Genomic DNA, 13,081 nt, shown 5'->3' on the forward strand with positions numbered 1-13,081 from the left:
GACGAGAACTCTCATCAACCCAACCGGTAGAGAGAATTTTTGAATGTCGACAAGCCTTGCCAAGGGTAGCGTTACAGTTGTCAGTCATCCCCACCTGTCTCAGATGCAGCTCCCCACGGGGCCTGCTGTAAAGCCTGCAACGCCTGACCCCGCTGTTTTGCCAATGATTGAAAACGGGCCGCCTGCAGGCGCACCCCGCCCGGTACGCGGACAGCTGACGCAATTCAAGTTTGAACCCGCATCGATACGCAAGACGCGCGAGGTTGCGTCTGAAAGTGACGCGCACGCCCCCGACGCTGAGCGCAAAACAGCGGTTTATCCCGCATTGGCGCAAGCAAAAAAAGCCGACAGCAGCCTGCAGAAAACCCTCACTCATCTGCTGACTACCCACAAACTGAACGCCGACCCGTTTCCTCCAGGTGCCTCGATAAGGCCCTTCATTGATGCCTACACTGAGGCGGTGAACGAGCCACAGGTGCAGGCCTGGCTCACATCCAAAGGCCTGGATCTATCAACTGCGCTTGTTTTCAGCGACAGGGTCGAAGGCACAGTGGTGGTTGACGGCAAAACAGTCGCGCGAACCTTCACGACCACCGACGGCTCCGGCTGGTGGGAGGTCAGCGCGAAAGTGAGTGCGGCAGTGAAGCAGTTGAAGCCGAGTGATATGGGTGTATTGCTGCCGGGCCAGCACACGGTCAAATTTCGCGATTTTAATGCGGTGCTTGAATTCTACGGTGTGGAATATCCGGCCCCTCAAATAGATGCAAAGGCGCTTGGGAAACGCCTGAAAAAACACGGCTGGCCGCCGATATCCGACCAGCATCGCGACCAGTGGCGCCGGCAGTATGAGCAGCTCATGCAGCACAACAGTGACATTGATGTGCGAACGCACCTCACCTCTCAGTTGCGAGGGTTGGTCAAGGACCGTGGGGAGGGTGATACGCCCACTCTGAGCGCGCAGTACGCCACCGTTTATCCTGAATCGACGCTGGCACACAAAAGTCATGCGCCCCGTGAACGTTTTGTTGAGTGGCTGGGCAGGCCGGCGTTCAAGGCTTTCATCGAGAGGTCCGGTCTGGGTGGTGCTGAGAGCGTTTACAGGATATCCAATGGAAGCCTTGAGATACGTGACTCGGCCAATCAATGGATCAGTGTTCAAGTCATTCTTGACCAAGAGATCTACAACGTTTCGATAGGTGGCAGCCCGGCCGAAAAAGCCGCTATCCACGCGCTCAATAACGACCTCCATCAACTGGTAGAGATGAGCAAGGCGACCGGGAATGCCCTGTACTCCCAGGCCGTTTATGACGTGCGGCAAGTACTGGCGTTTTCCGGGCTGGGAAGCCCCGAAACGGTTACGCAGATCAATTCGGCCATCAGTTGGCTGACCGCCAAGCTGCCACCCGCGCCAACGCAGGGTGACTATGCCCGTTTGTCACCTTATACATGGGCCCCTGGCGCGCTGTCGCCCGCTGACCTGAACGTGTTGAAGGCAGCGTCCAGCGGGCCTGGCTCGGTGTCCGAACTGTTCGCCAGCCATATGGCCCGGACAAATTTGCCCCGCGACCCTGACCTGCAACTGCAGCAGTTTTTCGACTCGCACGAGGCGATCATCAAGGCTCAGGCATTGGCGCAGCAGTTGAATATGGCTGAGGTTACCGGCGGCAAACAGCTGTCAAAGGCTACCCGCCATCAACTCCTGGCGGCCACCATCAAGGCCAGCGTCAATGCACAGATGCCTGGCAAGCCTGGGATGGTTGCGGGCTACGACATTTATCAGCCCAACAACCTTGGTCGTACCTTGGACGAAGTACGTGCTGACATTGAAGGCTTATTGAGAAAAAAGGGTGCCGACGTCAATACCGCGCCCTTGATCGCCCATATGTTGTTGGCACAGGCGGCCCCCGAGTTTCTGATCAAACCGGATCCTGGGTTATCGCCACAGGCACCTGAGGCGCTCAAGCTGTCTCCTGGCCAAGTCAGCGTGGGCTCGACCGCTTGGATGAGCCTGCGCCTGGGTTGCGCCATGGCGGAAAAACTCAGTGGGGCAGGCAGTTCGCGCGCATTGAACATCTCGGAGGCGCAAGCCCTTACCCGACTCGAACCCATGGGGCCGGAGCACGAGACGCTGATCAAATGCCTGGGGGCTGCGCCTCTGTTGGATTGGGCGGTGATGGCCGGTGTGTTTCCCAAAACTAGCGATGGGACTTATTCCGCAGGGGATTATCGGGCGGCCGCGCAAGCGTTTGCTGACCGCCAGAGCAGTACTGTCGCGGCCTTCCAGAGCCTGACAAGCGAGCCACCTTCGCAGACGAGCCTATTGATTGATCAATTGGTTCTGTTGTTTCCCGAAATGACGCGGGATGAGATCGCCAAGATCAAGTTGACGCTGGTGACCGACAAACCGTATGACGCCAGAAACGAGGGCCACCTGGAAACACGTACCCCGTTGTTGACCGAGTTGATCCTTGCCGGAGAACCTGAGGAGGACCCTTTTTTCGTGGCTCAGCAGTGGGTGAATACGCGACTTTTTGGCGAGAAGAAATACGCATTCACGCACCCCACTATCTCCCAGGAAATCTTTGAAGAAAGAATCAAGAAGCTTCCACGTATCAAGCCGCTGGTAGCGCCGGCAGTGGACCAATACCTGGCCGACAGTCGTCGCGCACAGGAAACGGTGATCAAACTGATGATCGCCAATGCACCGCTGGATGTACGCACAGGGTTGGAGTCCGGCGATGTGGAGATTTTCACGTTGCGTGAGGAAACCGGGGAATCCCTGGCCCAGGATCAGGGGAGCGACTCGAAGGTGGTCGAAAAGAGGGCCAAACAGGGTGTGTTGTTGCGCTACAAAAACAAGGGGCCAGAGGGAGGTTATACCTGTCTCGAAATGTTCCCGGGGCCCATGAAAGTGTGCAAGCGCAACTTGCTGTTCTCTACGCTAAAGTTGGACGGGGTGATTGAAAAGGGGACGGTCCCGTATGGTCCTTTTGCCAATGTACCTGCGGACTATCGCAAGGCAACACAAGTAGATTTTGACCTTCAGGCCTATCAGACAGGCAGCGATCTGCGTCCCGGCGTGCGAACCAAGGCCATTATCGAAAAGTTCGGAGAGACGTTGCCAGGGCGGAATTCGTCGAGGTGGGCCAGCAGCACGCCAGGTGCTGTGCCTAACAGTTGGGCGTCGAAAAAAACCAACGATATAGCCAGGGCCATCGTCAACGCTACGTTCGATGTGAAGCGCGAGACGCTGTTGGAATACGCCAACGCGCCGACAACGCTACAGAGAAGACGCAGTTATCCGTTTGATTCCGGAAAGGTCTTTACCCGTGAAAACCTCAGGATGGTATTAAGCCTGATCCCATTTGTGGGGGCGATTGCCGATATCGCCGACGGCAACATTGGCGCAGGCCTGAAGGGGCTGGTGATCGACTTTGCCTCCTTTGCGTTTACCGGTGGGTTACGTGGCTTTTTCAGTGGGTTCAAAACGGTTGTGCCGTTCGGCAGTCGTGCGTTTACGATGACCGCGCTGAAGGGTGGATCGAAAATGTTGCGCGGTTTGTTCAACCCGCTGGACGGGGTTTTTGATGTGTTCAGGATTGGCCCCAAAGCCCTGGGGGCGGCCAGGCAGGTGCTCAGAGGCGAATTGGTTTGTGTGGGGCCAGGCTTTTTTCTGACGACCACCGCCTTTGAGAAATGCCGTTGGGGGCTTGGGGCGTATGACGCGTTAGCCCCACGGCAGGCGAGCGGCGCTTACCCAGGAAGCCAGCTGGGCGTGAGTCGAAGCTGCCCGACATATGCGGTACAAATAGACACTAAATGGTATGCGATTGATCCGGTAACGCAGACACCCACTGGAGCGCCAATTGAAGACTTCAAGCCCGACGCACCGGTGAACTAAGCACCGATAAGCCCCGAGCCGTGCCTTGCGGTATGAATGCATGGCTCGGGGCTTTTAATCAGTTCAGACCCAACTTGCCGCGCAAGGTCGACAGGTCCTCAGCCAAGGTGTTGACCGGGCCCACCAGGGCCTTGCGGTCGGTTTCCTTGACCTTGTCGTAGGTCTCATAACCGCCGTCCTTGGTTTTGTACTTGGCCAGGATCTTGTCCACGGCGGCAAAGTTCTTGTCGACTTTGGCCAGGAAGACTTTGTCCTGCTTCTCGATCTGGCCACGGAACAGGTCGACGATTTTCTTCGCGCCGTCGATGTTGCCCTGGAAGTCATACAGGTCGGTGTGGCTGTAACGGTCTTCTTCACCGGAGATCTTGGTGGCAGCCACTTCTTCCAACAGTGCTGCTGCGCCGCCGACGACTTTTTCCGGCGGGAAGGTCAGGCCATCCACGCGGGTTTTGAGGTCATTGACGTCGGTGTTGAGTTTGGCGGTCAGCGCTTCCAGACCTTTGGTGGTCTTTTCGGAGAACAGCACGTATTCGATGCGGTGGAAACCGGTGAAGTCTTCAGCGGTCACGCCTTTCTCGTGGTCGTCAACACGCGAGTCGATCGAAGCGTCGAGGTCGCTGAACAGCTCGGCGATCGGCTCGATGGACTCATAGTGCACGCGGGTCGGTGCGTAGAGCTTCTGCGCGGTGGCCAGGTCGCCTTTGTTGATGGCATCGGTGAACGCCTTGGTCTGGGTGACCAATTCGCCGATTTCTTCGGTGACGTAGATCTTGTAGTCCGACACCGGGCCTACCAGGTCCAGAGGCGCGGTGGCGGCGAAGGCTGCCAACGGTGAAAGGGTCATTAGCAACGACAACGCGATAGTCGACTTCTTCATGGGGCTTTTCCGCTCTGGGTTTGTTTTAGGTCTTGGCAGTGGTTTGAGAGTGCGTTGCAGCGAGCAGCGTGCGGCCAAGGAAGTCCTTATGCCCCGTCACCCCAGGCAAGGTGAAGAAGTACCCGCCGCCAACCGGCTTGAGATATTCCTCCAGGGGCTCGCCGTTGAGCCGGGTTTGCACACTGATAAAGCCTTTCTCCAGGTCAGCCTGGTAGCAGATGAACAACAGCCCCATGTCCAGCTGACCGTTTTTGTTGACGCCGTTGGAGTAGTTGAACGGCCGACGCAGGATCAGGTTGGCCTGTGTCTGCGGGGTGCGCGGGTTGGCCAGGCGGATGTGCGCATCGAGCTTGGTCAACTTGCCTTGCGGGTCTTTGCTGTAGTCAGGTACTTGGGTTTCTTTGTCGCCATCCATGGGCGCGCCAGTCGGTTTGATACGGCCGATGATGCTTTCCTGTTCCTGCAGCGGCGTGCGGTCCCAACGCTCGACGAAGTTGCGGATGATGCGCACGGCCTGGTAGCTGCCGTGGGCGGCCCACGCCGGTTCGTCGCTGCCGGGCTGCACCCAGACGATCTGGTCCATCGCCTTGGCATCGTTGGAGTTCGGGTTGGCCGAGCCGTCACGGAAACCGAGGAAGTTGCGTGCGCTCTGCGCCGGTTCACCGGGTTTGGCCGGTGCCTGGGGCGGTACGCTGCCTTCCTGTTTCCAGCGCACCAGCAGCAGGTCGGGCAGGTTCTTCACGATGTCGCGCAGGGCGTGGATGTTGGTGTCCGGGGTGTTCGAGCTGAATTGCAGGCTCAGGTCGCCGTGACACTGCGCGGGTTCCAGCGCATCGTTGGGGAAGCCGACCATGCGGCTCAGGCGCTTGGGTTTGGCTGCCGCCAGGCCGAAGCGCTCATCGAACAGCGATTCGCCGACCGAGACGGTGATGGTCAGGTTATCCGGCGTGACCACCGGGCCGAGGATTCCGGAGTCGGTGGGCGGCAGTTTCGGGTCGACTTGCGGCACGGTGCCGCCGGTCATCAGAAACGCAATGCGCTCATTCAAGGTGCGGAACAGGCGCTCCAGGTCTTCGCGATCGCTGGCCAGCACGTCGAAGGCGACGAGCATGCCGCAGGCCGGGCGCGGGGTGACGATGCCGGTCTGGTGCTGGCCGAAAAACTCGTGGTGGTCCTGGGTCTTGTCACTGCGCGGTGCGGTGGTGACTTGCTCGGCTGCGGCGGCCATGGCCGGGCAGGTCAGGGTGCTGCCGGCAATCGCGGCACCGGTGGCGGCCATGCCCAGCAGGACACGGCGACGTTGCGCGGAAAACTGTTCTGAATCACTCATCTATTAGGTCGTCTTCACTGCAGGCCGGAAAGGCCAAGGGCGGGGTCGATTCCATCGAGTGCAACGGCCAGAGCCTTGGCCTTGTCGGCGATCTGCTTGCGCTGATCGGCCGTGACGCTGTCGTAGCGGCTGTACTGGCCGTCGACTTTAAAACTGTTGAGTTGGGCATCGAAGGCATCGAGCGCGCTGTCGATTTTTGGCAACAGGTCCGCCGCCGATTTGGTCAGCAATGGGCGCATCAGGTCGACCACCTTGCGGGCGGCCACCAGGTTGGCGGCAAAACCGTTCAAGTCGATATGGCTGTAGCGTTCCTCTTCACCGCTGGCGGCACGCACATCCGCCAGGCTGTTGAGGTTGCGCACCACAATGCTGACCAGTTGTTCCGGCGGCAGTGATTGCGCAAGCAGCTGTTGCTTGAGGGTGGTGACGTCAGTGACCAGGCGCTCGGCGACCGGGCCGAGGCCATCGAGGCTGCGCTGCTGGAACAGGCTGTATTCGAGGCGGTGGAAGCCGCTGAACGCGGGGTCTTGCTCGCGTTTTTCGAAGTAATCGGCGCGGGCGTTGATCGCGTTGTCCAGCTCGGCCAGACGTTGCGCGGCGGGAGCCAGGCGCTGATACGCTTCACGTGCCGGCACATACAGCGCTTGCGCCTGGGCCAGGTCACCGGCGGCAATGGCTTGCTGCATCGCGGTCACGGCCTTGACCAGTGCACTGCCTTGGCCGCTCAGGTACACCCGGAACTCCGACAGCGGGCCGATAAAGGCCACCATCGACGGTTTGGCCTTGGCCTGGGCATTGGACTCGGCGGTCGGGGTCACATGCAGCGTGCCGCGCGGGTTGCTCAGCAAGCCGCAGGTGATCGCATAGTCGCCGGGCAACAGGTTGGCGTTGATCACCTGGCTTAGGCCCGGCGCGATATTTTCGCGTTCTTCAATCACCAGCACGCCGTCGAGGATTTCCCATTCCACCGCGCGGTCGGAGCGGTTGATGATGCGAAAACTCGCGCGCCCGGCGGGCACGCTGATTTCATTCGGCTCGCAAGCGTGAGCGTGAATCGTCACGGCGATTTCATTGTGGTTGGTCTGACGCTTGGCGGCAGCCAATTGCGAGGCGTAATAAAACAGCGCACCGGCGGCGATCATCACCACCACCGAGCCGGCCACTGCCCAGCGCAGGGCGCGCGACGGCGGTGCCGGTTGAAGGGTTGGGTTGGACAAGAGACGGTCCTTAATGGCTGGAAACGGAAGAAGGTTTGGCGACAGGCTTGGCAGGGGCCGAGGGCAGGAAGAACATCACCAGCGCCACTACCAGATAAATTAGATAGGCACCCAGGGTGCTCACGGTCGGCGCTTCCTGGTAGCCGAACATCCCGGCGAGCACCGAACCCAACGGGCTGTCCATCGGCAGCACGGCGCTGAAGTCGAACAACACGGTTTGCAGGTGGTTCCACACCCCGGCTTCATGCAGCGCCTGCACCGAGTTGGCAAGAATGCCGGCGGCCACCACCAGGATGAACAGGCCGGTCCAGCGGAAAAACGCGCCGAGGTTCAGGCGCATGCTGCCGGTGTAGATCAGGAAGCCGACGATAATCGCCAGGATCAAGCCGAGCAGGGCGCCAATCGGGGCGCCCGGACCTTCGCTTTGCTGGAACACGGCGAGCAGGAAGAACACGGTTTCCAGACCTTCACGGGCCACGGCAAAGAACACCATGGCGATCAGCGCGATGACTTGGTGCTTGGAGCCGGCCAGTGCATGATCCAGGGATTCGTGCAGGGAATGCTTGATGGAGCGCGCCACTTTGCGCATCCAGAACACCATGGAGCTGAGGATGCCGACGGCTACCAGGCCGACGATACCTTCGAACAATTCCTGTTGTTTCTGCGGGAACTCCGCACTGACCAGTTCCAGGCCGCCACCTACCAGCAGGGCCAACGCAGCGGCCAGGAACACGCCGATCCACACGGCGGGCATCCACTGGCCACGGCCGGTCTGTTGCAGGTAACTGGCAATAATGCCAACGATCAATGCGGCTTCAATGCCTTCGCGCAGCATGATTAGAAAGGGAACGAGCATTCGGCACCGCATCAAGGCTGGATAGGATGCTAATTTGTAACATAATGATACTCATTACTAAACAGCCAATATTGACCTTTGCTGAACTGCGGCTGAACGGTGGTGGCGAATCGCAACCGCCCTTATGATGCATCCCATCTTTTGCAGCATTGAATAGCCCGATTCCCATGGCGGAAAAAGACACCATCTCTATCCATCTTGTGCGCGAAGCCTTGCTGCAGAGCTGCGCGCCCGGCACGGCCACGGTTGAAGCCTTGAGCAAGGTCGGAATAGACCCGGCGCTGCTCGAGCAGCCCGACGCTCGCGTGCCCGCCACGGCCTACGCACGCCTGTGGCGCTTGCTGGCGCGGCGCATGGACGATGAGTTTTTTGGCATGGACCCGCGCCAACTCAAGTCTGGCAGCCTGGCGTTCCTGTGCCGCGCCGCGATGGCGCAACCGAGCCTGGATGCCGGCCTGGAAACCGGCCTGGGTTTTTTGTCGCTGATGTTCGAGCAGATGCCTGCACAGCTGGTGCGCCAACAGAGCCTGGCAGAAATCGTCTTGCTCGAACCCGAACCCAAACGCGCGTTTACCTATTTCACCTATTGGATGATCGTCCACGGCGTGGCCTGTTGGCTGGCGGGTCGGCGTATCCCGATACTCGCCATTGAGCTGCGTTGCCCGCAGCCGCAATTCTGTGATGACTACCGCGTGATGTTCTCCGACAACCTGCGCTTTGATCGGCCACGCACGCGCATGATCTTTTCTGCCGACTGTCTCGACCTGCCGATCAAGCGTAGCCCGGAAGAACTCAAGCGGTTCCTGGCGCATGCGCCGGCCAACATACTGGTCAAGTACCGCGACCCGGCGAGCCTGGCCAATCGCATCAAAAATGATCTGCGCCATATGCCTGCCAATACCTGGCCCGAAACCGAAGGCTTGGCGGCCAACCTGTGTATATCGGCGTCAACCTTGCGTCGCCGCCTGGCAGATGAAGGGCAGACTTATCAGGGGCTCAAGGATAGCGTGCGCAAGGAACTGGCGATTGTCTGGCTTGCCGAGGCCGATATCAGTTTTGTTGAAATTGCCGTGCGCCTTGGTTTTGCTGATGTCAGCTCATTCTACAAAGCCTTCCGCAAATGGTCCGGCTCAAACCCAGGGCACTACCGCAGCCTGATTCTGAGTGACGCGTTGCCGTCTTTGTGACGCAGGCTCATGCGTTGATTAGCAGGAGGTAATGTGTACATACACTTGCTGCACTGCGCTTCAGAATAAGCCGATCCGTTTCGAAGGGGCGGCTCTCAGATTATTAGGCTCCTTTCTCTGGAGTACGTCTAATGAGCTTATCCCGTGTTGATACAGGCAGCAGTGCGCTCTCACACCAATCAAATCCGTCACCCGGTGAGCTGAACCTGGCGACGTCAACCGGCCAAACGGACAAGCTGGCGGTTGCCGTTAAACCAACCGCTGAAGCTGACGCTGAACTGGCCACCCTGCTGAGTAGCGGGCACCAAGACGATTGGCGCTTTCAAGATTTGTCGCCAGAGACGTCGATTGGCAAATGGATGGGCCACTTTGTTGACGCGTGGAACGCGCCGTCCCTGCAGGCTTGGGTAAGGGCGCAAAATTTCGTGATGCCTAGGTTTCACATAGTGGGGTCCACCCTGACGGTACAAGCGCAAGATACCGGTAAAATCACTACATTTACCCCGTCTGATGGCAGCGGTTGGTGGCCGATCGGACGGCAGGTGATTGCCAGTGCTGCCATGCTTGATCCGCAAGCAAATGGCCTGAGCAACCCCGGAACCAGGCTTTTGCCCGCTGAGATTGCGGCGTTCTACGGCGTTCGCTGGCCCATCAACAGTACCGATGCCGACGCTCTCAAAGCCACCGGTTTTCCGGTAAAGCCTGTTGAGGAAGACCCCCTGCGGTCGCCTGAAATGCGCAAGCTGGCAGAGCGTGAGTTCATGGATGTAGAAAATGAAAGCGCATTGATAAATACGCTGCTCAGTAAGCTCAAGGACAAACCAGACAACGAGGACATCGACCTCAGAGCGATTTCCCAGGACATTGCACCGGGGTCGTCACTTGGGATTGCCAATCGCTCGGGGCTCAGAATAGTGAAGCGCTTGATGCGCGATCCTCTGATGGCACCCATCTTGAGCGCAAACCGCACAGGCGTGAATGCCCAGGTTCGGCTGGAGAATGGGCAGTTTATGGTCAGCGCCAACGGCACATCTGGACCGTGGCGCAACGTGACGGAGCAAGTTCTGGCCCATCCCACGCTCGCGCAACTGCTCGACAGTGCCATTCAGCAATCGGAAGCTACTGGAAAAATAATCAGATCACATTCAATCGGCGATGTATGGCAATTGCTGCGCTATGCAACGTCGAGCGAATTACCGGCCGTCATGACTGCCAGCGACTTGCGCAACATTGTGAATTGGAAACTCAACCCGCTACCACCAGAACCACCACTTGGCAGCTATGCCCGTAATTTTCTGGAAGATCAGCAATCACCTGATTCCCTGACCGAGGGGCAACGTATCAGAGTCCGCCGCTCAGCACCCGGCAACAACATACCCCCACAGTTGACACTGCTTGATTGCTCACCCAAACCCTGGGCAGGCCAGAGCCCGGTATCCATCCGCCAGAATGCCGACGAACTCATTAGCCAAGCGTTGACTCAAGGTGCAGGACTGAGGCGCTGTGAGCCCATTCTTGCTGCACTTAAAGACGACGGGGCAGAGGTGCGCGGGAAGGCTTCGCCAAGCTATCGCAAACAGCTGATCCTTACCCGTGATCTGCTGATCATAGATCCAACGCTGGGTACGCAGCGCAATCATATCGGCGGCTACAACCTGTACTCGGCATCAAACGCAGGAAAAACCCTGTTCGAGGTGCGTACTGAGCTTGAACAACACCTGGCCAGAGAAAAACAACTGCCCCTCGAGCAAGCCATACTGGTCACGCATGCATTGTTGTCGACCGTCGCCCCCGAGTTTCTGGTGAAGGGCGCGGATACTGTACGTGTGGGGACGTTGCCACTGGTCAGCCTGCGCGTCCACACGGCACTGGCGGAAATGGCATCTCAAGGCAGTTCGCGGCTGATGAGTGTAGAACAACTTGGCTCTCGTGCCTTACTGAGGCCGGTCTCGCCTGAACACGAACAATTGGAAGCAATGCACTGTGCCGGACCGATATACGATTGGGCCTTGGCCCAGGGGGTCGTGACCGAGGAGGATGATTACTCACCCACAGCGCTGAATGCCGCGGCAATTGCTTACAACAAGCGCGTGGAGGACAGTGGGCTAGTGGCCGCCAGCCTTGATAAGGCCAGCTCATTACTTAAAGCCCGCACGCATGTAGGTGAACAGGAATTGGAGCGTGTTTGCCCTGGCCAGAGTGAGTTCTTTAGTAAAAGGACGGTACTGTTCAAGCCCAGTTCTTCAGTTGTTAACGCTGTACCCTTGAGCAACATTGCGAACTCAGCCATCAACGCGTGGAAACCTGATACCACTGTCCTTGGGCTTGCAGCGGGGCCTTGTTCAATCAAGGATTTATACTTGTCAGGCGAGTTGACGGCTGAAAATATAAACACGAAAGAATGGAACTTTATCAACCCTTCAGATAAAACCGCGTTCGAGGCATTGAAGAATCAACTTGTAAAGTTGAAGCCGATCGAAAGCGTGTTTCTATTGCCCGTCGTGCAGGGCATTACAAGCTTGGCAACCTATCAGGGCATTGCCACGAAAATGCTGATGAGCGAATTGCCTGTTGAAGACAGGCGAAGGTTAGAGTCTGGCGAAGTCACCGTCTATGGCGCTTCGACTCAAGAGGGCGACCTCAATCAAGAAGAGGCTCAGCAAAAAATCGGGCCTGTTCTATTTCTCAGAGATGCGTCGGGCGCCAAGTGTTATGAGTTTCTCCCTGGCTCTAACCGCTACGCAGAACGCGCGGAACTGGTCGACGCCATGACGTTTATGAGTGATTCGGGTACCGATTCCTTCGGGAAAATCATGCGCCGGCGTCTAAGCCCGACACTGCCGGTTGATATTGAGGTCGTCGCGCACTTTCCCGCGCCGCCTAAGCGTCAGGACGCTTCAGCGGGCTTGCCCAATACCTATTCATCGACACGAACGGCTGAAATTCTTAGAGCCCTGCAACTGGAAAATTTGCTCGTCGACCCCTTGCTGCTGATGAAGCAAGCTGCAGGCACGACGTATAACGAAGCCGTTCAGCAGCGTTTGGATGCCATCGATAATTTCGTCATCAATACCCTGATTCCGTTCAAAGGCAATATCGAAGAGCTCGCCTCAGGCGATCGCCGTCGTGTTGCCGTGGGCGCTATTGGGCTGGGCATGGAAATTGTAGGTGCTCTGTTTGTGGCCGCCAGTGCCGTCAGTGCGGTCGCCAAGGCAGGGGCGATAGCTGCCAAGTTAGCCGTTGTGGGTAAAGCAGTGCTGTCGATGTTTAATCTACCGGGGGCAGTGGCCGGCACGGCGAAATCCTTGTTTCGTCTCACCGCAATGGGCGTCAGAAGCGTGGGGGTGAACGTCCCTAAATCATTAGGGAAAGGACTCTCTGATTTCAGAAAACTGGTGTGTGGTAGCAAAAAAACCGCGACATTAATCAGGCTATCGCCACGCGAGCGTACGGGCAAAGAAGTCACTAACTTAGTGGGAAACATCGGATTGCCAAATACGGTTAACGGCACGATAGATTTTGCCCAGCAATCACCGCCCAAGGCGTCTGAAGGCTGAATCGTTTCTAAAACGTAACCACTGTTGTTTCGAGCAGGGATGCTCATCTCTCGCTGGTTTGACCCCGACTCTCCGCGCGCCCCGACAACTGTCGCCCTCCTGCACGACCGAGCTGAAAGCCTCACCTCAAATCATCAGCAAAAAAAAGCCCCGCGA

General features: G+C 58.0%; 7 protein-coding genes. 3 read left to right on the forward strand and 4 right to left on the reverse strand.

The genetic code is table 11. The features are described 5' to 3' along the window. Nucleotides 1–43: 43 nt before the first annotated feature. Nucleotides 44–3,901: a hypothetical protein gene (locus HBO41_RS09330; RefSeq protein ID WP_169985926.1), complete on the forward strand. Its 3,858-nt coding sequence runs from the start codon at nt 44–46 to the stop codon at nt 3,899–3,901. 58 nt (nt 3,902–3,959) lie between these two features. On the opposite strand, the gene efeO (HBO41_RS09335) is transcribed toward HBO41_RS09330, so the two are convergent. The 4 genes from efeO (HBO41_RS09335) to efeU are packed head-to-tail and all read right to left on the reverse strand — an operon-like array spanning nt 3,960 to nt 8,181. Further along, nucleotides 3,960–4,778: an iron uptake system protein EfeO gene (efeO, locus tag HBO41_RS09335; RefSeq protein ID WP_017135535.1), complete on the reverse strand. Its 819-nt coding sequence runs from the start codon at nt 4,776–4,778 to the stop codon at nt 3,960–3,962. Nucleotides 4,779–4,803: 25 nt separating this feature from the next. Next, the gene (efeB, locus tag HBO41_RS09340; protein ID WP_169985928.1) at nt 4,804–6,108 is read right to left on the reverse strand and encodes an iron uptake transporter deferrochelatase/peroxidase subunit; all 1,305 of its coding nucleotides are present in this window, start codon (nt 6,106–6,108) and stop codon (nt 4,804–4,806) included. Between the two features lie 14 nt (nt 6,109–6,122). Further along, nucleotides 6,123–7,325: an iron uptake system protein EfeO gene (gene efeO / locus HBO41_RS09345; protein ID WP_169985930.1), complete on the reverse strand. Its 1,203-nt coding sequence runs from the start codon at nt 7,323–7,325 to the stop codon at nt 6,123–6,125. Between the two features lie 10 nt (nt 7,326–7,335). Beyond that, nucleotides 7,336–8,181 (reverse strand): iron uptake transporter permease EfeU, encoded by an 846-nt coding sequence (efeU, locus tag HBO41_RS09350; protein WP_099549836.1) that lies wholly within the window; start codon nt 8,179–8,181, stop codon nt 7,336–7,338. A 167-nt stretch (nt 8,182–8,348) separates the two neighbouring features. On the opposite strand from efeU, the gene HBO41_RS09355 reads away from it, so the two are divergent. Together HBO41_RS09355 and HBO41_RS09360 are read left to right on the forward strand one after the other, a co-directional pair. Beyond that, nucleotides 8,349–9,368, forward strand: coding sequence for an AraC family transcriptional regulator (locus HBO41_RS09355; RefSeq protein ID WP_017135539.1), 1,020 nt, complete (start codon nt 8,349–8,351; stop codon nt 9,366–9,368). Between the two features lie 131 nt (nt 9,369–9,499). Then, nucleotides 9,500–12,925, forward strand: coding sequence for a hypothetical protein (locus tag HBO41_RS09360; protein WP_169985932.1), 3,426 nt, complete (start codon nt 9,500–9,502; stop codon nt 12,923–12,925). Nucleotides 12,926–13,081 lie beyond the last annotated feature (156 nt).

The organism is Pseudomonas sp. WS 5146, from assembly GCF_012985495.1.
GTDB lineage: Bacteria > Pseudomonadota > Gammaproteobacteria > Pseudomonadales > Pseudomonadaceae > Aquipseudomonas > Aquipseudomonas edaphica.